Origin of the sequence: Ktedonospora formicarum (genome assembly GCF_016587355.1) — a bacterium.
GTDB lineage: Bacteria > Chloroflexota > Ktedonobacteria > Ktedonobacterales > Ktedonobacteraceae > Ktedonobacter > Ktedonobacter formicarum.
This window is the reverse complement of record NZ_BNJF01000010.1, coordinates 20694-42646: the sequence shown is the minus strand read 5'-3', so window position 1 is coordinate 42646 and position 21953 is coordinate 20694. Positions and strand designations below refer to the sequence as shown.

Genomic DNA, 21953 nt, shown 5'->3' with positions numbered 1-21953 from the left:
GCGGGAAGTGGCGGAAGTTGTAGCCGCTCTTATATATATTCTCTTTCTCCTCCAGAATTCTCTTCGTATGGAACGGATATAACTTCCGCCACTTCCCGCAAAACTCTCCATACTCCAAGTTTTCGATGGGGATTCACCTGTTTTTCGAGGCGAAAATTCTCCTCCCCAAAACGTGCGTCAATCCACTTCTCAAGCGCCCTTCCGAGGCGTATACTGAAGCTATGGGGCTTTTCTTTCATCGCTGTTTGGAGTGATTCTGGAAGCGCATCAAACAGCGAAATGTTTTCACAACTTCCCGCACTTCCCGCAGCTTCCATATCTTCGCTCTCTGAGAGACGAGCGATCACTTCTTTAATAGTGACGCCTTCATCTCCAAAGAGATTGTGCCAGGAGCGCAGGAACGTCTCCCATTGCGCTGGAACTTCATCGGCTTCCTGGTAGAGCTGCTCCAGATTGGAGAGAAAGCCTTGAACACCGGCATATTCAAGAATGCCGCCAACAGTGTTGACCCAACCAGTAAAGGTGCCCAGGGCTGGCAGATGCGAGTAGCGAGGGTTCCCCGCCGCGAACCAGGCACGCGCCAACGTCAGCAACGCTTCGACGAGCTCGGCACGATGTTCTGTGGCCCAGGAAAGGAGGTCCTCATGCTTGAAACCCTTACGCATGAAGGGACGCGAGACTTTGGCGTCCAGACGAATGCGGTAGCAGCGACGCGCGAGGTCGCCCCCCAGTTTGATGTTGTTACCTGTCGCGAGCCAGGTAGCCCTGTGTGGCACTTTCGTCATCTTTGATTGCCCCAGGATACGTCCCTTCCAGGTCGTCGAGGTAAGCACACCGTCCAGATGCTTGGATTGGAGGCGGCCGGTAATATTGTCAATGGTGATAATGGTCGAGCCTTCTAGTAGCAAGGACGTGATCGCCTTCTGCAATTCCTCCTCGCTATCCGACATGGTGAGGATGGCTGCACTTGTGCCCGTTGCGATCACAGACACAACATCGCTGAGTAAGCCTTTCCCGGTTCCCTGTTTGGGTGCGTCGATCAAGGCGAGTGGTACGTGGCGCGCGATGGCTGGGCGCAGGATCGGTGTGAGCAGCATCCCCAGGGCATTGGCTTTGTCAGCCTCGCTTACATACGGGAATTCGCCGATGGTATCCCAGAGGAGGGCCAGGGCCGCTTCTCGCTCCTCTGTGGTAGGATTGAGCGAGACTTTGCACGATCCCATCCCAGGCACTGGTGCATAGCAGAGCGTCGTCACAGGGTCATACCCTGGCGTATCGAGAATCGAACCGTCGGGGCGAATGACAGGCGTCTCCACGATAGCGGCCAGCGGAGGGAAAGGAAGGTAGGGAGCCTGGGTTTGGCGCGCGAGGGCCTGTTCAGCCAATTCTCTGGGAGGCGAGATGGGTATCTTCTCATAGGACTCATCCTCCCCAGCAACTTTTCGCAGTCGGAAGTAGTTAGCCGTTTGGGTCAGGACCTCCTTAACTTCAGGGATACCCATCTGGGCAATGACCGGGCGTCGCATCTCGTCGCGGCTCACGCGGACCATGCGCGAGGACTGGAGAAACAAAGACGGTTTGCGACATTCCTGCTGCATGATGGCTTCAATGGCCTGATCTGTTCGCTCACGGAGTTGTGTACCGTTGATGATAATTTCTGGGAGTGGCTCATCCGGTTCCTCAGGAGTCGCCGTACCTGTGGTGACGGTTCCTGATCCGTTGCCTCCTCCTTGGGAGCTTCCGGTCGCAGGTTGCGCCTCGTCGAGAGGTGCCCAGGGATCACGCGCCTTAGACTCATAGGCACTCGTCAGGCTCGCCCTGGCTTCTTCGATGGTATAAGGTGCTTCCTTGCCCTTGGTGTTGGTCTTGGGCACCTGTTTCACATATTGCTGCATCGCTACTCGCGCCTCGTCAAGGCTATAGCCATTATCGCGCAACTGGCACGCGAGCCAGAACCCCGTATCGTTGCGTCCCTGCTGTTGTTCACGGACGCGAGTGAGAGCATACGCAAGCAGCGTTGATGTGGTAACGAGTGAGGTCTCAGCCCCACTCGCCATATCCCCTTCCTCTGAGAGAGAAGGCTCTTGAGGAGGATGGAGGAGGCCAAGAAACGCTCGCAGATCTTCAGGCAGGCAGTCGAGGGCATCAGGTCGAGGTTCGCGAAGCCAGACATACGGGCCGCTGCTACTCTGCCCACAAAAGGCAGCGTAGCCACCATCAGCGCGAATGTCGAGTCCCGGCCAGCGCTCTCCCAGCTCACGCGTACTCTTGCTGTTAAGCGTTGGGACATGCCAGCCTGGATGCTCAAGGTAGACGTGTATCCCACCAGAGCCAGTGCGGACGTGCGGATCAAGCCCAAGCGCCTCGCGTGTTGCCTGTCCTGCTTCCCCATCGAAGTCGAGCACGAGGAGATGACTGATCTGCCCGGTGATGATAGCCCAGAGAGGAGGGGTATAGCTCCGCTCCCAGAACTGGAATTCATTGGGCGATGCATGGCGGGTTTGCAGCGATTTCCAGCCGAGACGCTTTGGCGTCCCATCAGGATAACACGTCCCCAGCTGGGGAGGGCACTTCTCAGCATCGAGAGGAAAGACAGACCATCCCAACCGCTCCAGCGCATCACGCGCGATCTGGGAGGGAGTCAGATCTGCCCAAGCCGGAACGGCAGTTCGCGGTGGAGTAAGAAGCATAGTAGACCTTCCTTTCAGACTCAACGAGGGACGGAACGATGGCGAGAGGCGAAGAACGTAGAGATGGCACCTGTACATCTGTCAGGGGCTTCACGCGGTCACCTTGCCTCGTGAGGTGGTTCGCTTGGTCCTCGTGGTGCGTGGAGGAGGGCTCTGCTCAGCCTTGGCTTGGGCGCGTCTGGCTTTCTCCTCCCCAATGAGATCCGATGCCTCCCCACTCGTGATCTCCGCTTCAAAGGGGATGCCATATTTGCGCAACAGGTAAACTTGCTTAACGGAGGCAGGATAGGAGCGCCAGGGGGCGTTGCTATCCACCAGGACGCGCTTTTTCGCGCTGGTCTGTAAGAGGCACGCCTTCATCTCGGCATGTGTCTGCGCCCATTCTAACGGCGACTCTTTCAACCATTGCTGGGGCTTGAAATCGGGCGCGAGCTTGGCCCAGACTGCGTAGTAACCAGTCTTAAGGGCTGATGGCACAAGGGCGATACGATGTTTTTGTTCGCCAACTTCTAGCGCGTAAGCCCCACTCTTGAGGCGTTTCCAGTCCATAGGGGCCAGGATATTGACGAAGAGATCGGTGGTCCGTGCTGACACTTTTGTCGTCTGCTCGCCACGCTCCTCCTGTGCGGAGATTGGTGTTTCAGTTGCTTCAGCACGAAGGCGCTGGCACGCCTCGGTGAGGCTCTCCCCATTGCGGGTTTCCAGCCCAAGGGCCAACTGGAGGACTTGCGGTTGCAGGCGATGTTTCAGACAGTTATCCGTGACATCGATGATGACACAATCCCGCTTGCCTGGGGCCAGTCGAGCTCCCCGTCCAATCGACTGTACATAGAGAGCGCGTGACTTGGTCGGGCGCGCCATGATGACACAGGAGGTTGCAGAATGGTCATAGCCTTCTGTGAGCACGCTGACATTGCAGAGCGCCTGAAGCTCATCACGCGCATATGCCTGAAGCGTGCGCTTACGTACCTCTGGCGGCGTTTCACCGCTCACCACAGCCGAGCGAATACCCTCCGCTTGAAAGGCTTGTGCCAGATGCTCGGCATGCTCAATGGTGACGGCAAAACAGATTGCCTGACGGTCTTTGCCATGCTCCTGGTAAGCGTGGACGATACGCAGGTTGCGCTCTGGTGTGTCCACGGCCTCTTCAAGCTCACGGGTCTTGAAGTCGCCCCCCTGAGTCCGAACAGCATCCAGGGAGGTTACGGTACGAATGGCAATGGCACGCAGATCACAGAGGTACCCTTGTTCGACCATCTCAATGATAGTGGTCGAGAAGACGGGCTCGCCAAAGAGAGACTCAATACGCTGTTTGTCGAGTCGATCCGGGGTTGCTGTGACACCAAGGACAAACGCATCAGAGAGAGCATGTAACACCGTTTTATAGGCATCAGTCGCCGCGTGATGGCTCTCGTCGATAATGACCAGCTGATAGCCACACTGTTTCAGGTTCTTGAGGTGTTCGGGCCTGCTGATCGTTTGGATAGAGGCGACAGTGATAGGAGCACCCCATTCATGACGCCCTGCACCAATCTGACCAATCACTGCGGTAGGATCGACCAGGCGGAACTTATCAGCTGCTTGTTGCAATAATTCCTGGCGGTGGGCAATGACAAGCGTCTTCACCTTGAGCCGTCGTGCGGTTTCGGTAAAGACGATGGTTTTCCCACAGCCGGTAGGGAGCACGACCAAGGCTTTCCCTCCTTTAGGGCGCTGTTGATGCACACTCAGGACCTGCTGTACACATTCCTCCTGGTAGGGGCGCAGCATGAGTGAAAGCGGTGACGAAGGGGGCGAGAGATCCGAAAGCATAGACGAAGGCTCCTTTCATACAAAAAGCCCTCCAGGAAAGACTGGAAGGGCTTTTGACGATGCAATAAGAGGATCGCGTGTTACTAGGCCGCGCCCAAACTACAAGAACGTGCTACAACAGAAAACCCATGTGCCCCTCTGGGGTATCTTGAGAAGCCGATATGGGGATTTTTGTTTGATTTCTGAATGTCTCTTGAGTTTGTCTCTCCTTTTATAAAAAAAAAGAGACCTTGATAAGAGTGTTTTGTAGTGTTTGGCCATTTGAAATTCACCTGCCGTTTTTGCTTTATCGAGATTTTTTAGCGTATTTACGCGCATCTCGGCAAAAGGGGGTACTTAATGAAGCTGTTAGTGTGTACAAAATTCATTTGCCTTCCTGCATTCAGTGGCTTGCTTGCTCTCTTCCTGATAATCAGTGCAGCACACTCAGTATCGGCCGCTAGTACAACAACTAAAATGCCAGACAAAGTTGTAAAGTCCCAACCTGATGGAGGGGGCATTTCACTCATCAAACAAACTGGCATTTCGCTCTACAATCCTGGAACAGAACTTGTAAGGAATACTGGTACTTCACTCTACAACCCTGGCAGCATTTACTACCCTAATCCTGAAGGTCCAGACATTGTTAGACCACGTTATCCGATACCTTTTCCCGGTGGCCCAGTCATCCTTGGACCACGCTATATCCCCGGTCCAGTCGTCCTTGGACCACGCTATCCTTCCTACCTGGGTCGGTATGGGACTGATCATGGCGGCTGGGGTGGCAGAACTGGAATTGGTGGTTACGGCGGTACTGGCAACGTTGAGCATCCAGTCATCTATCGATGTGGTTCAATCGCCCGTTTCCGGTGCGGTAATCCGCAAGTATGGCATGACTGGCAACAGTGGATGGCTCGACAGTAGCAAACTCGACCTAGTTCTAGTACCCAGGGTAGTGGTAGCACTGTACCTGGCTGTTATGGCGGTACTGGCAACGTTGAGCATTCAGTCATCTACCGATGCGGTTCAAGATTCATTTCCGGTGCGATGCAGGCGCCCTTGGGCCACGTTTCCTTTGGTTCTCCCGGTAGTAGAATGACAGCCAGTAATGGAAGAATAATGGCAGTGGTATCACTAGCAGACATAAAAGAATAGCGACTATAGCGGGCAGGGGCACTTCCTCCGTGCCCCTGGTCTTATGCCAATATCTCAGCAAGAGCAAGGCCATGCTGAATGGTATGCCCAGTCTTCGCCTCCACAGCCAACACCCTCTCCATAACTGCTCTGCCCTCTTGGGTATAGTAGCCTGTACGTAACTGTCCCGGACTCTTGAGAAAGCACATCACACAGGACATGCGCGCGCCGCCCTCAATATCTGTTTCGTACATGTCCTGCTCGGTCATTCCTTGCAGTTCATAACAGTAGTGAGGCTCAATGCCATAAGCCCTCATCTTCTGAAACACCTCAATCCGTCGCCTGGAAAGGACAGGTCGCCACTCATGCATCCACCCTTTTTTGAGACCAGAACGCCCACGCCACACAGGCAACTTCGCACGGTTACGAGATTCTAAGGCGCGTTCGCCCAAGCAGATCACGGGATGCTCTCCAAGGAGTTGCGCGTTGGCTCTGGCCCAGGCGTTGAAATTGTCACGCTTAAAGTAGGAGGTGCAAAAGCGAACCGATAAAGGGGGCCATGCCTGCCGCCACTCCACCAGATCAAGCACATTTTCTACTTGACGCAGATATCGAGCACGATAGGAACCGCATTTACGACACCAGGGTATCGTCAAACTGGCACAGGAGATGAGATAGCAGTGATGGCAGTGCAGGCATTCATAGCCGCTATAGGTTGCCTGGGTGCAATAGAGAGGAACGCCTAACCGCTGGCAAGTGGCCTTGCAATATTCCACCGTTCCAGGCCAGTCTTCAAGGACAATCTGGTGATGTGCTATGACCAATTCGCGTGGGATCGTTTCAAGGACCTCAAGCAACATGGCGACACTATCTTTGCCGCCACTCGTCGAGACGATCACCCGTGTTGCCTGACGCAGGCCAACAACATATTCATTGAGAACCGACTGGCTCATAATTCGACCTCAAAAGGAAAGCCCTTATAGCGTGTGTGTTATAAGGGTTGGTTCAATTCCTCAAAATCAACTTTACATAGGCTTTTGCTCCGTTTATTGACTTGATGTATCGCCCTCCTTCCACAGCTAGCAAAGTGTCACTAATAGATCTATGTATAGGGAAATGTATGTTATACTGATGGCACTTGTGATTTCTGCTCTGGCTCCCTTCTTTTATTAAAGCAAGGTGGTAGACGGAGAAGAGCGACTACTTCACGATACTTGGAAGCACTACCCGAGAAGGGATTGCTGTGATAATGAAATGGCTGGCTAGGCGGCAGGCCGAGGGGCAGTTGCTTGAAGCTGACCGTCGGCGTCTCAGGCTGGCAGAAGAATACTTCGTGCTGGCTTTGAGGTACGGAACCCATGGCCGAAACGCGATGGATGGCGAGCTCGACTGGTTGGACATGCAGGCCAGCACTCTGGCGGGTCAATTCCACCCTCTGGAACAAGCAGAGCTCTTCGAGCGGTGCGCTGAACTGCGATTTGAGCGCGACCTCCGGGAAGTGAAGGCGACCCCGTACCCTCAGCATCAGAAAGAGCTGAAGCCTCTGGCACTGGGGTACTACAAGCTGTATCTCGACATCGCAGCGATCCTCCGGCGGATCGCCTAGGTGTGTTTCCCAAGCATGTGAAGGGGAAGAGAGTCGGTGCCGCAGCCCTATGGGCCGTGGGCACCGACTCTCTGTCGTAGATGTTCCTGCTTCATTGGGTAACATCATATTCATTGGCTCATCGTTTAGCTTCAAGAAACGTCCTTATATTTCCTCCAAGAGAACGTAAGAAAAACTCTCGATGCATGTATATGAGGGCTCGCGCGGCTCCTACTTCTGTCTACCGTACAAAGCCCCAGTAACGAGCAGGACCAGAAATGCCAGCGAGATAGCGAGAGCGCACACGCCAGTGATCAGATTGCCTGGTTGGGTGAGGTTGTACCAGCCTGCGCAGCGAACTCATATTTGTTGGCAAACATCTTGTTGCCGCAATAGATATTACGTCTGGTAAATGGTTCTGGGGTGGTTTCAATGAGGCGAGCCCGTACTTGTGGCTTATGAGGGTTTACTGCATGAAACCAGGGCTCTACTAAAGAATACTGGCTCTGATAAACCCAATCTGGACAGTGCAGGCCATAACGTTGGCAAAGGTACTCCACGGAAGCAACGCAGAAAGCAGCCCACCGTCGCTGTTCAAGAGAAGAGGTTGCTAAAGCAGGAAGGGACTCAGAAACCAGTGCTTCACGCTGATCCTTGGCATAATCATACCAGGCATTCATAAAATTTCCCAGCGCAACCCATGGGGCTTCTCCAGCACAAATAGCTTTATAGGTATCGGCTATAGACTGTATCCATTCTCCCATGAGATGTTCTCTTCCTGGTAAAACACTGCTAATGACTGCCTGCATATATTGTAACATTACTGTACTGAAACAATTGGTGCTCAGGAAAAAAAATCATCAAGCGTTTCTTCAACGTCGTTAAGCTCTTGAACGCGCCGATCAGGGATGTATTCGTCCAGGAGATTTTGTGCTTGTTTGCGAGTCTGAACACCCAAATCTTTGCAGAGTGCCTGAATATCCTCCCGATCTTTGTCCCGGCCAGCAAAAAGTTTGAGCGCCAGGATGTATCTCCTGGGTGGAATATACACTTCTAACATGCCGTACCGACGCCACAACCTTCCAGCTGGTACAGTCCCCATTGTATGAAGGAATTCTCCCATGAGATCATTGAGCCAGGTTGGTGGAATCTGGTGCCTATTCGCAACCTGTCGGATAGCAGCTTTGAACGTCAGATAGGATGGTGAGGCTGGTGAGTCAACGGTATCTTTGAGAAGCACATCAACATCTTTTGTTGCTACTCTGTTGCGAAGCTGGGTTAACATGAATGCGCCTCCAATGAGAAGGATGCGGATGGGTCGCTTTACAGCAAGTCCTTGCAGTTCCTGCCCGAGCTCGGCAAGGTATGCTTCAATTTCCTGTGATTGCATATGTGGCCTCCATTATTAAAAACCTCCAGGCGTCCTATGACCTGGAGGGGTTTTACTCTTTTCTGCGCAGTCATACCATGCATCAACTACTCTTGAGCCATTGGGTAAGTTGGCGCGTATCTTCAGTAGAAAGGTAGATCGATAGCCCCTCTTTCAAAATGGTCAAATGCTCTTTTTTACCCATTTGAAACCGCCTCTGATTAAGAATCAACTGCTCTGATATTGGCCGTTTATTAAGCCAGCTACTGAGCCTAACTACTTCTGTAGCCGATAGGCGTATCCCATCACCATTGCTAAAGATGACAATATTGCCTGAGATATCCCATTCAAACAACGCTTTGGAAAGCTTTAAATGATTAGCCATGCCTGCCTCCTTACAGTCATCAGTAGCATTACAACCTTCCGTTTCGCACTCCATTGCTTATCATTAAGGAGGATATTGCTGTATTCAAAGAATAACAATTCTTGTATGAGCTGTCAAAGGAGTGTAACAAGATATAGCAATAAGAAACAGCAATGGCTTAGCATTTCAGGCTGCGACTGTTTATTAGAGGTTATCAGAACATTACGCTTTGTTTTTCAACGAAGGGGAAGCCGATCTTTGGCGGCTTCCCCTTCGTTGAAAATGACACCAAATTTGACACCAACGACACCAAACGCCAAAGAATCCCGCGTAACACAAGAGAATAAAAATGGTGGTGGTAGATGCTCACTCCATGCTTAAAAAGCACAAAAATGTTTCTTGCTGTGGTGTGGAAGAGTGCTCAATTAGCCTTCAAACTGGGCAAACATGACATTACCAGTCATGTTTGCGATAAAGACACGACCCAACAGCAGGAAACTGATTGCGTCCATGCTACTTGAGACACATGAGAGCAGCAAAACCATTGCATTACGCCCCTGGACAGTTGAGAGCGATAAATGCGCTGTAGCTTGCAAACGAGTCCCAGGTTGTCGCATGAAGACATCCTCTCTTATACCTGTCGTGCTCATCTCTATCAAGCAAGAGTACACTATATAGTATAGATAGATATCATCTAACATGCTATTGCGCGAATAACAACGTGTCTTCACTAGCCTCTCAGATGGTCACCAAAGCATACCGACTCCGCTTCTAGATGTATATGGAAGCACGATCCACTCCTTGACTGAGAGGTAGTCCATCTCACGATTTCCTTATACGATTCAAGAGAGGGGCGCACATGTATAAACGAAGCTTCTTCTTCCTGCTCGTCCTAGCATCGCTCACCTTGATTGCAGGAGCATGCTCTATTAAAATGCAGGTTCAAGCGAGCACAAAAGCTCGTATGGGAACCTCAGATTTTATTGATAAAGAAGTGGCCATTAAAAAAGGGGAGAGTATAGCCCTGGTCGATACCACATCTTCAACGCACATCATCTCCAATGGGACCTGGCAAGGGAATACAGCCAAACCATTTATTGAATCTGGTGCTCCTGTTGTCAATAATCTGAATTTCGCGGGTAACGACTCCAAAAATGTCGGCCCATTTAACACAGCAGGTACGTTCCAGCTCTATTGCACCATTCATCCTGGTATGAATTTAACGGTCACTGTCACTTAGTAATATGTCAACATCCTTCACCTGGAGACCAAATAGGGAATGGATCAACCTGCTACACAACCATCAGAGACTTACCCCAGAGGGGAACGGCCTGGGGGTTGATGCAATCGCTCTTCAACCTGCATCGCAGGTATTGGGCAGGTCATGGATGTATCGGTCGATATCAGTATCTCCTCTCCATAATGGAATATCTTATATGGCTCGCCATCCAGCAGTCGATAGGTTGCCTCATCCTGCTCAATTTCGATACGGAAACAGCGGCCTTGAAAGTGAATTCTAAAGGCCAGGAAGGTTATGGCTTCCGGCAGGCGTGGCTTGAACGAAAGTACACCATCTTGACTGCGCAGTCCCCCAACCCCTGCGACCAATGCAGTCCAACACCCTGCCAGCGCAGCCATGTGTAACCCATCCTGCGTGTTATGTTCCAGATTATACAGATCCATAAGCGCGGCCTCTCTCAGATAGTCGTAGGCAAGCGGAATTTGCCCTACCTCGGCGGCGATAACCGCCTGTGAGGCCGCTGAGAGTGAGGAGTCGCGTACAGTTAGTGGCTCATAATACGCGAAGTTGCGGGCTTTCTGTTCAGCGGAAAACGCGTTGGTGAATAACTGCATGGCGAGAATGAGGTCAGCTTGCTTCACCACCTGCTTACGATAGAGATGTACATAGGGGAAGTGAAGAAACAATGGGTATTGATTGGCGCCGGTATGCGCGAAATCCCATACTTCGTGAGCGGTAAATGCCTCATCCTGTGGAGTAACCTTGAGGCGCTCATCATAAGGCAGAAACATGTGTTCAGCGGCCTGAAGCCAGCTATCAATCTCCTGGTCATCGACTCCAAGAGCCTGTGCTCTCTGATGATAACGCCTCGCCGTCTCAGCAGCGCGGCGCATATTGAGTTGCGCCATCAAATTGGTGTACACGTTATTGTCGGCAAGGGCACTATACTCATTGGGGCCAGTTACGCCATCAATGCGGAAATGACCATCCTGGTTCTCATAACCAAGCGAGCGCCATAACCGTGCGGTTTCAACAAGCAAAGGTAAGCCTGTTTCCTTTTCAAACGCGAGATCACCAGTCGCCTCCATGTAGTGAACAACGGCATATGCGATATCAGCGTTGATATGGAACGCGGCTGTACTCGCGGGCCAGTACCCAGAGCACTCCTGACCCGCAATGGTGCGCCAGGGAAAGGCCGCTCCTTTCAAACCAAGCTGACGAGCACGCTCCTTCGCTTGCTTAAGCAAGGCATGGCGCCAGCGCAAGGCGTCGGCAACCGCAGAAGGGTATGTCAGCGTGAGCACAGGCAGGACAAATATTTCCGTATCCCAGAAGGTATGACCATCATAGCCTGGACCTGTGAGCCCTTTCGCGGGGATCGGTCGGCGTTCGCCGCGCGCGCCCGCCTGCAAGACATGGAAGAGCGCGAAACGCACCGCTTGCTGGATCTGGTAGTCTCCCTGGAGTTCAACATCCGCCTTTGACCAGAACTCATCCAGATAGGCGCGCTGCTCTCGCTGTAATCCCTCCCACCCTGTCACGCGCGCTGCAGAGAGCGCAGCGATCACCTGATCGTGGATAGCAGGCCGTGAGCGTAGGCTTGACCAACCATAGGCCAGAAACTTAATCAGACGTATCCGTTCTCCTGGTTGCACCTGTGCTGTAATCGTCATACGGGCGATATCGGACGAACTCTCAGCATCGACCGTGAGGGTAGCTGGCCCCTCAATCACATGATCCATTGCCGCTCCAATACGCAACCCAGTAGTAGGAGTGTGATGAACCATAACCCCAAGCGTTTCCCTTGCATAATGCTCCTCACATTCAAGCCTGGTCGTCATTACACTGGCGGATCTAGGATCTACCTGTGCGGTTGGAAGCGCCTCGTTGGCGACCAGTTCTGATTGAAGAACAAAGCGCATGGGTGTATCAATGGGCTCGACTTCATAGCAGATCGCCGCAATTGCTCGCTGAGTAAATGACACAAGCCGAGTAGACGACACCTTAACCGTTTGCCCGGCAGGCGAAGTCCAACGAACATGACGGCGCAGGATACCACTACGAAGATCCAGTTCGCGCGAGTGGCTGTGAAGAGTTCCATAACGGATATCAAAAGGCTCATCCTCCACATGCAGGCGAATGATTTTACCATTCGTCACATTGAGAATGGTTTGGGCTGCCTCCGGATACCCATATGCAGCTTCACCATAAGGAATGGGATGTTGCTCATAGACCGAGTTAAGATAACTTCCAGGGATACCATGAGGTTCACCCTCATCTAAGTTTCCTCGTAACCCTATATGTCCATTTGAGAGTGCGAAAATAGATTCTGTTTGTGCCAGGATATCTAAGTGCAATTTCTTCTCTAGGACGCTCCACTCCAGAACGCTAAAGGCTGGATGCTGAATCATCGCAGGCCCTCTCCTTCCAATGGTTCACAGAGGCAATATGCCAAACATACATGAGGTCCTACTCTAACATTTCCTCATCGACTGTGTGACGATCTCAACTACGATCACGATTGACAGAGAGAAAGTGTTGATGCGTCATCAGCTCTCCTCGTTCCTCTCTATGTCTGCCATAATAACGAAATCACCAACAAGTATCTTGAGCCAGAAACACATTAACATACAGCACCCAGCCAAGGGTATATCTTTAAAAGACACGTTCGATGCTGTATACTCAGGCATATGAAAGAGATTCAGAGAAACCAGCAATCCGCGCCCGGCGCGATTCTGCTTGATATTCACCAATTGTTGCGCCATAAGAATCCAGTGCTGGTCGCGCTTGATGGTCGCAGCGGCACTGGTAAATCGACCATCGCGAATGAACTCGCGAAGCATGGAGATGGTGTGGTTGTCGTGGGAGATGACTTCTATTCTGGGGGCGATGATGATGTCTGGTCCGGCATTAGCGCGGAAGAGAAAGTCGCTAAAGTCATTGACTGGCAGCGAATGCGCAAGCAAGTATTGGAGCCTCTGCTTGCGAAAAGACCAGCCCATTGGCACCCGCTTGACTTCCATCCAGAGAGAGGCTGGGTTGGCTGGAAAGACGAGACCATCACACTCGAACCCGCTCCGGTGATCCTTCTAGATGGCGCTTATTCCGCGCGACCCGAACTCGCTGATCTTGTCGATCTGGCAATTCTTGTCGAAGTTAACGACATAACTCGCCGCGAGCGCCTCATCCTTCGGGAAGGTCCAGACTTCATGAGTCGATGGCACAGGTTATGGGACCCTGCGGAAGATCTCTATTTCACCTATATCCGCCCGCGCTCATCGTTTGATATTGTCGTAAGCAATGAGGCATAGAGGTATCCCCAAAGACATTGCTCAAGGTCGAGCCAAACAACAATCAGTGTGCTGCTCATCACACGAAAGGGGCATACAAAGCTCATGTATACCCCTGGAGCCGTTTTGGTCAATACCAAAGTTCAATGCTTTTAACCAATGGTTGAGAACCCACACTTTAGAGGACAACGACCTATCTATATGCGTGCCACTTACATTATACGGAGTAAGCGTTGTGATCCAAGAGGACACTGCTGTGGCAGTAATAAAGCAACTCCACAGCTTGAAAAACATTTAGCAATTTTCATGTGCCTTTCGCCCACGATTAGAAAAATCATCCCAATATTGTCGAGCGATAGCTTCTAACTCAACAAAACTCATCTCTTTGCCACCTTCGTCAAATAGCGCTATATCCTCGCATGAAAAGCTAAGTAGCCCCCCGGCTATTTTCTCATCATCACTCCAACAACAAACCTCAATCACCCCATCTTTATATTCCGCACTTAATACATCCATATCTTCTAGTAATGTTTGTAGCTCTTGCACATCATCATATCTCTTACTGGTATTATCTCTTTCCCATGTATCAAAAAAAAAGGAACCACAACTTTTTAGTATGGCTATAAAGTGAGTATAGGTTGGATTGACCATTTCTGCGAGATACAGAATATCAACTTGCAGCTCAATGTCGTTTGTGTTCTTTCTCTGTAATTGAACGATGCCCCCATCATGGAAAATATTGAAAACGTCTACTTGTTGGTCTTTATCCATCTTGCTTCTCTCCTACGCCCCTTTTCTGAGTGGCTCGATATTTGGCATGGAATAAACAAAGCTTGTCCATTGATATTGCCCTTGTATGGGCAATATCAATGGACAAGCAAAGCAATGGCAACATCTCACCAGATTAGCACCATTCTCCTTCCACTTATCATTGGAGAAGCACAACTTTTCTGGTGAGAAATTTTAGCCTCGCCTTGCGGCTTGAGCTTCCAATGTCTGCTTCATGGTGGCAGTCCCTTTCTCAACCAGTTCACTGATGACCGGGGTGACCTCATTGGGCAGCAGATCAGTAATCCAGACGAGGCGGCTCTGGTTTTCCTCTTCGGCAAAGACTTGCATGGACGCATTGTGGTGGCTGGTGCGCCCACCTACTGCGGCATAGGCCAGCCTGCGAGCCTCGTCGTCAATATCGACGATCAACTCACGAACGACTACCCCATTGGCAAATGTCACAATTCTGGCCTCTCCGTCGAGGCGCGTATCGATCACGAAGCCAGGGGCGAGGTGCTGATGAACCGCGCCCACATCACGAATCGCCGCCCATACATCCTGTGGACTCGCCTGGATCAGAACTTCCTTATGAATCGATGCCATGTGGTTTATCTCCTATTCACATGCTCTTCCTTTAACATTTCATTCCTTGAAACGTAGGTAGTTTCTCCGCTCATTCTATCGCCCCATGCGGACAGGATTCTTCCTCATTCACAAGGTTGAAAAGAGAGATACGCTCTGTGGAGATAACCTAATTCTTCTGAATTACCTCGAAAGACTGGATACGGTCTACCCTTCGGCAAGTTCCTTACTACGCTCAAGCAGGGTCTCGGCGACCTGCCTGTCACGTCGCCCAAGACCACACGCAGCCGCGACATCTACTGGATGCCCAATGGCTTGCTCTACCCACTTGAGTACCTGTTGTTGCTCCTCCAGAGAGGACTTCTCATGCACAAGCCCAGCGGCAAAACGCGTCCCGGCTGGAAGCTTTAATCTTCTTAAGTCACGATAGAATGTCTCCCGCAGCGGAGGAGGAGTTTCCCCAGCCGCCAGCGGCACATGCAAAAACTCCAATGTACGTTCAGCAGGCCATTGACTGATGAGCGCGTTTGCGAACGTCACCAGGGGGCAGTTGTCCTCATCCGTCCTAGCGCCTGATTATGAAGATCACCCAGACAAAGATGAACGCCAAAACGGGTGCCAGCGGGCGCTTCCTTAACCAACCGTAATACTTTACGGGCAAGAAAGCGGCTCACTGCGGACTGGAGGAATCCCGGCATTTTCGTGACTAATACAAGCTCTATTGGTAACTCTAACTGAAATACAACATCTCCATGTGCTTTTGTCTGGATCGCTCGTATCTCTCTTATCGTCTCTTCCGCGAAGACGCTCCGATGGCGTAGCGCTCCTTGCATCCCCATGCTCAAAAGGGCCACATCTAGATCTCCAGCAATACTCACCTGATATGCCAGGTCAGGTTGCTGATATTCCTCGCGTAATTTCTGAAATAAGGGGTAACTCTCCTCAAAAAGGGCCACGCGCCCAAAATCGAGCGAGTCGGCTTTCAGTTTAGCCCCTCGGCGAACACGCAATACCAACACGTTCTTGTAGCTTGACCAATCGCCCTCCGCCTGTACGCTTATACTTGGATTCTCACGCAAGCTCCTGATAATAGGAATAATCCACTCGCCACCCGCTTCTCCATCCGAAAGAGTACGCAAATAGTGACCATTTTTGCTTAATGCTAAACGCATACCATCCTCGGCGTTCTCGCACGGGATGCTCCCAACAAGATGAATAGAACGCTCTACCATTGTACGAATCCTCCGTAAACTTCCGCCTGACATCTCGAAACAAGAAACCTCACCCTCTTTCAGCACGAACCACACAACGATAGTTCCTCACTGGCTGCATGGTACCGTGCAGCCAGATGCTAAGGAGCTTTTCGCTATTCAGTCCTGAGTGAGGTTTACCTATATTTTTGTTATAGTTTCACAGGCGAAGAGACAATTTCGGCTCGTCGAAGCACAAATATCTTGCGTTGGCGAAGGAGGCGGAGACCCTTTTCAGTTGTATTGTAACGTGCGTAGAGATCTAAAGCCCCCTGATCTTGCACTGGATCATACGGTTTGTGTGGCAATGATCGCGGCAATAACCATGGGCTCAGCATGACCGAGACCTGGGTAAGAAACGCAGCCAGGTGCTCGCGGTCGCGAAAAAACTCCTCATAAAAATACTCTTTGCAACTCACTGGGAAGAGCCCCAGGTTAGCATACTCGCTCAAAAGGACTTCCTGATCAGAGGTAGAGAAAGGGGTGAGATACCGCCGCCCAAAAATCTCACCAAGGGGGTAGCCATCGAGATTGCTTACTATCTCCTGGATCAGGATCGCCTCCTTACGCAACGTCCGTAAGAGATTTTCGCTAAATTTAGGGCCTCGCCGACTCAAGACCAAATCAAAGGTTGCATCTGGCAGAGATTTCGCTACGTCAGGATCATTGGCCGCGCCCAGAAGATAGCGAGCGTTCGTGATCCCCAAACGCTCACCTCGCAGGCGCGTGGCGCTTAACAACTCCTCACTGCTATCAAGACCCCAGATCTGTTTTACCTTCGGCGCAAGCTGACAGAGTGTCTGACCAGCTCCACAGCCAATTTCAAGAACGGTGCTCGAAGCTTCGGCATAATGGTCCAACAGGCGATCCATTTCCGCAGCCGGATTCTCACCGTAATATTCAATAGCCGAAGGGGATGCATCTGACTGGTAGCTTGTGAAGGCACCATAACGCCTGGCAAGCTCAATATCGAAATCAAACACGCCTCAATTTCTCCATTCATCGCTAGTAGGAAATAACACAAAAAGACCCCTCTCATTCTTCTTCTGATCATGCTTGCTCGCATGTACCTGAGACATACGACAAACGCCAGAAAAAGATTGAAATTGTGTGTTTTCCTCCCTCAGTAGAGAGATACTAGAATTGGAGAAGCATAGAAAAAGACTGACCTTTCATTTGTTGAGAGCACTATAACATGCAACACTGCTTGGTAGCAAGAAAATCCATATTCGCGGACCACTACACCAAAATCGCTCACAAAATTTGTTTTCGTTTTTATAGGAAATATGCTTGACTTTAGGGGATAAATTGGGTACTCTTCCAAACAAAGGCAATATATTTCCATCCATAAATGAAAAGTTTCCTCATATTGTAGGTAGTTCAAGGAAAATAGCTGATGGAATCCGAACCGGACAAACCATTATCTGATCTATCACCTCAACAAAGGCAGAATGTGACTTTACGCGATGTCGCAGATGCTGCTGGTGTAACATTAGGAACAGCCTCTAAAGCCATCAATGGGAGGGGAAAACTCAGCCCAGAGACTCGAGAACGTGTGCGTTCGGAAGCCAGACGACTGGGTTTTCGTTTTTTCAGCCTGCAAGAAGATATGCCAGCAAGTCATGGTGTCATGGTTGGCGTATTAACTACCGACAACTACGGTCGTTTTAGCATTCCTCTCTTGATGGGGATTGAAGATGCCTTTGGGGCTCGTCCGGTTTCAGCTATGCTCTGTAATTCACGCGATCAGAGCCGCGAGCAACAACATTTGCAGCTTTTACTTGCACGCAAGGTTGATGGCATCGTAGTGTCTGCCCGACGTGAAGATTCGCGCCCACCAATACAAATAGGAAGGACAGGAATACCGGTTGTCTATGCGTTTACCTATGTCGAAGATGCCAATGCCTTGTGCGTCCTACCTGATGATGCTCAAGGCGCGCGCTTAGCAACCGAACACCTCATCAACTTGGGGCGACGCCAGTTTGCTCACATTACAGGTCCCAGTTATTTTGAAGCGGTCCGTTTACGCGAAAAAGCCATGCGCCAGGTGCTTATGGAGCATAATATTGCTCTATCTAACAATCGTGTTCTGTCAGGTCCCTGGCAAGAAAGCTGGGGATATACCGCGACGAATTTTCTCTTTGATCAAGATCCTTCGATTGATGCGCTTTTTTGCGGGAGCGACCAGTTAGCAAGAGGTGCCATCGAGGCATTACGCGCACGCGGTCGACATGTTCCAGAAGAAGTTTCAGTCGTAGGTTTTGACAATTGGGAGCCGATAGCATGCGCAACGCGACCACCATTGACAACTGTAGATATGAACCTTGCCCAGGTGGGACGTTATGTAGGCGAAAGCTTGCTAGCGTTGTTTGCTGGTGATCAACATTCTGGGATTGTGCGTCTTCCCTGTAGCTTGATCGTACGCGGTTCGAGTGATCCTTCACAGCCTGGGTAGTAAGCAAGAGCCAGGGATCCTTTGCCTGAAGGATGAAGGCACCTCGGATGAAGTGGTTAGACTTTCTCTCGTTAGCGTTGATTTGCTTGAATGATGACACTGTTCCTCAACGGTAGAGGACAAGATAGCACTGGAAGACTTTCAGTTTTTTCATCATTTATAAGGAGGTCATAGATGACCCACAAACAACAAGAACCCTGGAAAGACTTACTGACCGAAGTTCGTACCGGACGGGTGAACCGTCGAGCGTTCCTTGAAAAAACAGCGGCCCTGGGAATCAGCACTAGTGCTGCCATGACGCTGCTGGCGGCATGTGGTGGTTCCGCCACCAGTTCGGGGTCCGTCACATTAAGTATCTGGGATTATTCCAATCCTCCCGGTGCAGGATACCTCAAGCTTCTCGCCGATTATCCCAAGGTTAAACCCAATGTAAAGATTGAACGCACAGCTATCCCGTTCGCCGACCTCAAACAGAAAATTATTCAGGGTGCTGCCGCGCGCCAACTACCCGATATCTTGATTATTGATAATCCAGATCATCAGGCCTTTTCTTCTATGGGCATTCTGGCGGATTTAACCTCTCAAATCTCCTCATGGGGACAAGGCAAAGACTATCTTACCGGTCCCTGGACATCGACCACCTGGAAGAATAAAAACTACGGTATTCCAAATAATAGTAATTGCCTCGCGCTCTACTATAACGCAGATATGCTGAAGAAAGCCGGGGTCAACCCGCCCACAAACTGGGATGAACTGCATGAAGCGGCAAAGAAGTTGACCACCAAGGGGTGTATGGACTCTCGATGTCGCTCGTTCAAAGTGAAGAGGGAGCCTTCCAGTTCTTGCCATTCCTCTGGGAGGCAGGAGCGGACCTGAACACACTCGATAGCCCCGAGGCAACGACCGCCCTGCAATATCTGGTCGATCTCACCAAAGAGAGGCTGCTCTCTATCGATGCTTTGAACTGGACGCAGCAGGATGCGATGACCCAGTGGACCGCTGGCAAAGCTGCAATGTGTATTAATGGCCCCTGGAATCTCCCAGCGGCTCGCTCAAACGCGAAATTCAACTGGGATGTCGTCCCCCTGCCACGCGGAAAGCAGGAAGCTTCTATTTTAGGTGGTGAGAACTGGGCGATCACGGTCACCAGTCAACACCAGGCCGAAGCGTGGGAGTTTATCAAGTGGACGCAAGATCAATCTGTTCTTAAAGAATACTTGCTGGGCAATGGAACACTCCCAAGTCGTACGGACCTGGGCAAGGACTCCGCGTTCATCCAGGACCCCAAACAGGCCGTATTTGTGAAGGCCCTTGTGACAGCCAAACCACGCGCGTATGGGCCAAACTATCCCAAAATTTCGAATTACGTGCAGCAAGCATTTCAGGCAGCAATTAGCGGACAGAAGTCCGCCTCGACGGCTCTTCAAGCAGCTAGCCAATCCGTCAAGCCTTTACTGCCATCCTAGTAGTGATCGTGCTCTTTTATTAGGAGGAAGAGTAAGCGCATTTCTCTTAGCAAGAGAAAGCGTTTACTCTTCCTCTTAGACCTTGCAGGTCACAGGAAGGAGGAAGTTTCTCAATGTCTACACTTGCCAATACCTCTCCGCAAGAGACGAAGGCGATGACTCAACGCCCTGCGAGACGGCGAAGGATAGGCAAAATACTGGGCCCATATTTCTTCTTGCTGCCAGCATCCCTGTTCCTACTGCTCTTCCTGGTCTATCCAGTTGTTAATATGATCATCTATAGCTTTGAACAGGTAAACGTTGGTAGCCTATTAACTGGTATTACGCCATTTGTCGGCCTGGATAATTATCGCACTGTGATTTCCGACCCAAGTTTTCGCTCTTCACTGGTCGTTTCGCTGATTTTCACCATTGCGTCACTGGTGTTTCAATATATCCTTGGCTTCGCGATGGCATTGTTGTTTAATCGGCGTATCCCCCTGGTCGGCCTGATGCGTGGCTCTGTGATGATTGCCTGGATGCTACCAGTCATTGTCAGTGCAACGATTTTCAAGTGGATGTTACAGCGAGACTCTGGCATTGTGAACTATGTCTTGCAAAGTTTCCATGTGATCTCTACTCCCATTGACTGGCTAACCAATCCCCAACTGGCGCTAGTGGCCGTGATCGGCGCGAATATCTGGATTGGTATTCCCTTTAACATGTCCCTGCTCTTAGCTGGCCTACAGGGCATTTCGGGAACCCTGTACGAGGCGGCTGTGGTTGATGGCGCAAATGCAATGAGACGGTTCTTGCATATTACGTTGCCATTGATGCGCTCGACCAGCCTGACCATTCTGATGCTTGGGTTCATCTATACCTTGAATGTGTTTGACCTGATTTATGTTCTGACAGGCGGCGGCCCGGTCAATGCGACTGAAGCCATGCCATTGTATGCCTATCGTATTGCCTTCGGCCAGTTTGATCTTGGGTCAGGCGCGGCTGTTGCTACATTGATGTTTCTACTCTTACTGGGCATAAGCGCGATCTACCTGTTCCTGCTCAGACGAGAGGAGGTTGCCTGATGATAACCACACAAAAAGCGTATCACGTCGCGAATAAATCTCCTCTCAAACGCAAATCCTGGAATACTATCATGCTGACGGTGCTAGGGATTTTCTTTACCATCGTCATGATTTTCCCTTTGTACTGGGTTATTGTCAGTTCGCTCAAGAACACAACTGAGCTATTTAGCACGCCGCCCACGTTCTATCCTCACCAGATCGATTGGAGCCCTTATATCTCTAACTTTATCCAGAATACGGATATATGGCGCTATATGGGCAATAGTCTTCAGATTGCGCTTGGGACTATGCTCTTGAGTCTGGTGCTGGGAGCACCGATGGCCTATGGATTAGCCCGACTCCCAGTAAAGGGAAAACAGGGCTTATTACTCGCCTTTCTGGTCGTCCAGATGTTTCCCAGTATCATGCTGGCTCTACCGCTCTTTGTGATCTTTTCCCAAATCGGTTTGGTTAACTCCATTCCAGCGGTCATCCTGGCAATCACGACACGCACCTTGCCATTCGCAACGCTCGTCATGCGCCCCTACTTTTTAAGCTTACCGCGTGACCTGGAAGATGCAGCCTTTATTGATGGGTGTAATTTATGGGGGGCTTTCTATCGCATCATTATGCCACTCTCGCGACCCGGTCTCCTGACGGTTGGAGCACTCACCTTCTTGATGGGCTGGAGTGACTTTCTTTTCCCTTTGACATTGATCTCCGATGATGCCAAACGCCCTTTGACCCTGGGCATTTACAAATTCATTGGAGAATATGGGGTACGCTGGAATGATTTGATGGCGGTTTCGGTCGTCGCAGCCTTGCCAATAATCCTGGTTTTTATCTTTGGGCAACGCTATATCACCTCCGGTCTGGTGGCTGGCGCGGTCAAAGAATAAGGAGACCAGAGCACCATCAACATG

22 protein-coding genes are annotated in these 21953 nt (G+C 50.8%); 8 read left to right on the top strand and 14 right to left on the bottom strand.

What is annotated here, in order from left to right; genetic code table 11:
• Nucleotides 1-29: 29 nt before the first annotated feature.
• Both K3T82_RS44565 and K3T82_RS44560 read right to left on the bottom strand, forming a co-directional pair.
• Nucleotides 30-2690 carry a bifunctional DNA primase/polymerase gene (locus K3T82_RS44565; protein WP_220199901.1) on the bottom strand — a complete coding sequence of 887 codons (2661 nt, stop codon included), beginning with the start codon at nt 2688-2690 and terminating at the stop codon, nt 30-32.
• A 90-nt stretch (nt 2691-2780) separates the two neighbouring features.
• Nucleotides 2781-4502 (bottom strand): DEAD/DEAH box helicase, encoded by a 1722-nt coding sequence (locus K3T82_RS44560; protein WP_220199900.1) that lies wholly within the window; start codon nt 4500-4502, stop codon nt 2781-2783.
• Nucleotides 4503-4841: 339 nt separating this feature from the next.
• Here K3T82_RS44560 and K3T82_RS44555 point away from each other — a divergent pair, with 339 nt between their 5' ends.
• Nucleotides 4842-5405 carry a hypothetical protein gene (locus K3T82_RS44555; protein WP_220199899.1) on the top strand — a complete coding sequence of 188 codons (564 nt, stop codon included), beginning with the start codon at nt 4842-4844 and terminating at the stop codon, nt 5403-5405.
• Between the two features lie 272 nt (nt 5406-5677).
• On the opposite strand, the gene K3T82_RS44550 is transcribed toward K3T82_RS44555, so the two are convergent.
• The 6 genes from K3T82_RS44550 to K3T82_RS44525 all read right to left on the bottom strand — a co-directional run bounded on the left by K3T82_RS44550 (nt 5678) and on the right by K3T82_RS44525 (nt 9550).
• Nucleotides 5678-6568 (bottom strand): adenine nucleotide alpha hydrolase family protein, encoded by an 891-nt coding sequence (locus K3T82_RS44550; RefSeq protein ID WP_220199898.1) that lies wholly within the window; start codon nt 6566-6568, stop codon nt 5678-5680.
• Nucleotides 6569-6738: 170 nt separating this feature from the next.
• Nucleotides 6739-7329, bottom strand: a complete 591-nt coding sequence (locus tag K3T82_RS44545) for a hypothetical protein (RefSeq protein WP_220199897.1) — start codon at nt 7327-7329, stop codon at nt 6739-6741.
• Nucleotides 7330-7514: 185 nt separating this feature from the next.
• Nucleotides 7515-7964, bottom strand: a complete 450-nt coding sequence (locus K3T82_RS44540; protein WP_220199896.1) for a hypothetical protein — start codon at nt 7962-7964, stop codon at nt 7515-7517.
• Between the two features lie 80 nt (nt 7965-8044).
• A complete protein-coding gene (locus K3T82_RS44535; protein WP_220199895.1) occupies nt 8045-8590 on the bottom strand; it encodes a hypothetical protein in 546 nt (181 codons plus the stop codon).
• A gap of 82 nt (nt 8591-8672) precedes the next feature.
• Nucleotides 8673-8954 carry a hypothetical protein gene (locus K3T82_RS44530; protein WP_220199894.1) on the bottom strand — a complete coding sequence of 94 codons (282 nt, stop codon included), beginning with the start codon at nt 8952-8954 and terminating at the stop codon, nt 8673-8675.
• Between the two features lie 404 nt (nt 8955-9358).
• Complete coding sequence (locus tag K3T82_RS44525; RefSeq protein ID WP_220199893.1) at nt 9359-9550, bottom strand: DUF1275 family protein; 192 nt, start codon at nt 9548-9550, stop codon at nt 9359-9361.
• 242 nt (nt 9551-9792) lie between these two features.
• Between K3T82_RS44525 and K3T82_RS44520 the strand changes: the two genes are divergently transcribed.
• Nucleotides 9793-10173: a cupredoxin domain-containing protein gene (locus K3T82_RS44520; RefSeq protein WP_220199892.1), complete on the top strand. Its 381-nt coding sequence runs from the start codon at nt 9793-9795 to the stop codon at nt 10171-10173.
• A gap of 71 nt (nt 10174-10244) precedes the next feature.
• Here K3T82_RS44520 and K3T82_RS44515 read toward each other — a convergent pair whose 3' ends face one another.
• On the bottom strand, nt 10245-12584 hold the full coding sequence (locus tag K3T82_RS44515; RefSeq protein ID WP_220199891.1) for a glycoside hydrolase family 65 protein: 2340 nt from the start codon (nt 12582-12584) through the stop codon (nt 10245-10247).
• A gap of 279 nt (nt 12585-12863) precedes the next feature.
• Between K3T82_RS44515 and K3T82_RS44510 the strand changes: the two genes are divergently transcribed.
• Nucleotides 12864-13484, top strand: coding sequence for a uridine kinase family protein (locus K3T82_RS44510; RefSeq protein WP_220199890.1), 621 nt, complete (start codon nt 12864-12866; stop codon nt 13482-13484).
• 273 nt (nt 13485-13757) lie between these two features.
• On the opposite strand, the gene K3T82_RS44505 is transcribed toward K3T82_RS44510, so the two are convergent.
• The 5 genes from K3T82_RS44505 to K3T82_RS44485 form a co-directional block, all read right to left on the bottom strand.
• A complete protein-coding gene (locus K3T82_RS44505; RefSeq protein WP_220199889.1) occupies nt 13758-14234 on the bottom strand; it encodes a hypothetical protein in 477 nt (158 codons plus the stop codon).
• Nucleotides 14235-14426: 192 nt separating this feature from the next.
• On the bottom strand, nt 14427-14837 hold the full coding sequence (locus K3T82_RS44500; protein ID WP_220199888.1) for an SRPBCC family protein: 411 nt from the start codon (nt 14835-14837) through the stop codon (nt 14427-14429).
• 186 nt (nt 14838-15023) lie between these two features.
• Complete coding sequence (locus K3T82_RS44495) at nt 15024-15356, bottom strand: hypothetical protein (protein WP_220199887.1); 333 nt, start codon at nt 15354-15356, stop codon at nt 15024-15026.
• On the bottom strand, nt 15353-16048 hold the full coding sequence (locus tag K3T82_RS44490) for a hypothetical protein (RefSeq protein ID WP_220199886.1): 696 nt from the start codon (nt 16046-16048) through the stop codon (nt 15353-15355). Before K3T82_RS44490 ends, K3T82_RS44495 begins: the two co-directional genes overlap by 4 nt.
• 170 nt (nt 16049-16218) lie before the next feature.
• Nucleotides 16219-17049, bottom strand: coding sequence for a class I SAM-dependent methyltransferase (locus K3T82_RS44485; protein WP_220199885.1), 831 nt, complete (start codon nt 17047-17049; stop codon nt 16219-16221).
• A gap of 413 nt (nt 17050-17462) precedes the next feature.
• On the opposite strand from K3T82_RS44485, the gene K3T82_RS44480 reads away from it, so the two are divergent.
• From K3T82_RS44480 to K3T82_RS44460, 5 genes are all read left to right on the top strand, one after another.
• Nucleotides 17463-18521: a LacI family DNA-binding transcriptional regulator gene (locus K3T82_RS44480; protein ID WP_220199884.1), complete on the top strand. Its 1059-nt coding sequence runs from the start codon at nt 17463-17465 to the stop codon at nt 18519-18521.
• A 174-nt stretch (nt 18522-18695) separates the two neighbouring features.
• The gene (locus tag K3T82_RS49740) at nt 18696-19397 is read left to right on the top strand and encodes an ABC transporter substrate-binding protein (protein WP_220199883.1); all 702 of its coding nucleotides are present in this window, start codon (nt 18696-18698) and stop codon (nt 19395-19397) included.
• Nucleotides 19364-19987 carry a sugar ABC transporter substrate-binding protein gene (locus tag K3T82_RS49735; RefSeq protein ID WP_220199882.1) on the top strand — a complete coding sequence of 208 codons (624 nt, stop codon included), beginning with the start codon at nt 19364-19366 and terminating at the stop codon, nt 19985-19987. The genes K3T82_RS49740 and K3T82_RS49735 overlap by 34 nt, the downstream gene beginning before the upstream one ends.
• Nucleotides 19988-20100: 113 nt before the next feature.
• The gene (locus K3T82_RS44465) at nt 20101-21051 is read left to right on the top strand and encodes a carbohydrate ABC transporter permease (protein WP_220199881.1); all 951 of its coding nucleotides are present in this window, start codon (nt 20101-20103) and stop codon (nt 21049-21051) included.
• Nucleotides 21051-21929 (top strand): carbohydrate ABC transporter permease, encoded by an 879-nt coding sequence (locus K3T82_RS44460; protein WP_220199880.1) that lies wholly within the window; start codon nt 21051-21053, stop codon nt 21927-21929. The genes K3T82_RS44465 and K3T82_RS44460 overlap by 1 nt, the downstream gene beginning before the upstream one ends.
• Nucleotides 21930-21953 lie beyond the last annotated feature (24 nt).

Coding starts and splice junctions, on each gene's coding strand:
- K3T82_RS44505 (WP_220199889.1), bottom strand. CDS start 14,234: ATGGATAAAGACCAACAAGTAGACGTTTTCAATATTTTCCATGATGGG.
- K3T82_RS44530 (WP_220199894.1), bottom strand. CDS start 8,954: ATGGCTAATCATTTAAAGCTTTCCAAAGCGTTGTTTGAATGGGATATC.
- K3T82_RS44515 (WP_220199891.1), bottom strand. CDS start 12,584: ATGATTCAGCATCCAGCCTTTAGCGTTCTGGAGTGGAGCGTCCTAGAG.
- K3T82_RS44535 (WP_220199895.1), bottom strand. CDS start 8,590: ATGCAATCACAGGAAATTGAAGCATACCTTGCCGAGCTCGGGCAGGAA.
- K3T82_RS44510 (WP_220199890.1), top strand. CDS start 12,864: ATGAAAGAGATTCAGAGAAACCAGCAATCCGCGCCCGGCGCGATTCTG.
- K3T82_RS49740 (WP_220199883.1), top strand. CDS start 18,696: ATGACCCACAAACAACAAGAACCCTGGAAAGACTTACTGACCGAAGTT.
- K3T82_RS44490 (WP_220199886.1), bottom strand. CDS start 16,048: ATGGTAGAGCGTTCTATTCATCTTGTTGGGAGCATCCCGTGCGAGAAC.
- K3T82_RS44465 (WP_220199881.1), top strand. CDS start 20,101: ATGTCTACACTTGCCAATACCTCTCCGCAAGAGACGAAGGCGATGACT.
- K3T82_RS44460 (WP_220199880.1), top strand. CDS start 21,051: ATGATAACCACACAAAAAGCGTATCACGTCGCGAATAAATCTCCTCTC.
- K3T82_RS44555 (WP_220199899.1), top strand. CDS start 4,842: ATGAAGCTGTTAGTGTGTACAAAATTCATTTGCCTTCCTGCATTCAGT.
- K3T82_RS44560 (WP_220199900.1), bottom strand. CDS start 4,502: ATGCTTTCGGATCTCTCGCCCCCTTCGTCACCGCTTTCACTCATGCTG.
- K3T82_RS44550 (WP_220199898.1), bottom strand. CDS start 6,568: ATGAGCCAGTCGGTTCTCAATGAATATGTTGTTGGCCTGCGTCAGGCA.
- K3T82_RS44500 (WP_220199888.1), bottom strand. CDS start 14,837: ATGGCATCGATTCATAAGGAAGTTCTGATCCAGGCGAGTCCACAGGAT.
- K3T82_RS44565 (WP_220199901.1), bottom strand. CDS start 2,690: ATGCTTCTTACTCCACCGCGAACTGCCGTTCCGGCTTGGGCAGATCTG.
- K3T82_RS44540 (WP_220199896.1), bottom strand. CDS start 7,964: ATGGGAGAATGGATACAGTCTATAGCCGATACCTATAAAGCTATTTGT.
- K3T82_RS44525 (WP_220199893.1), bottom strand. CDS start 9,550: ATGCGACAACCTGGGACTCGTTTGCAAGCTACAGCGCATTTATCGCTC.
- K3T82_RS44520 (WP_220199892.1), top strand. CDS start 9,793: ATGTATAAACGAAGCTTCTTCTTCCTGCTCGTCCTAGCATCGCTCACC.
- K3T82_RS44545 (WP_220199897.1), bottom strand. CDS start 7,329: ATGATGTTACCCAATGAAGCAGGAACATCTACGACAGAGAGTCGGTGC.
- K3T82_RS44480 (WP_220199884.1), top strand. CDS start 17,463: ATGGAATCCGAACCGGACAAACCATTATCTGATCTATCACCTCAACAA.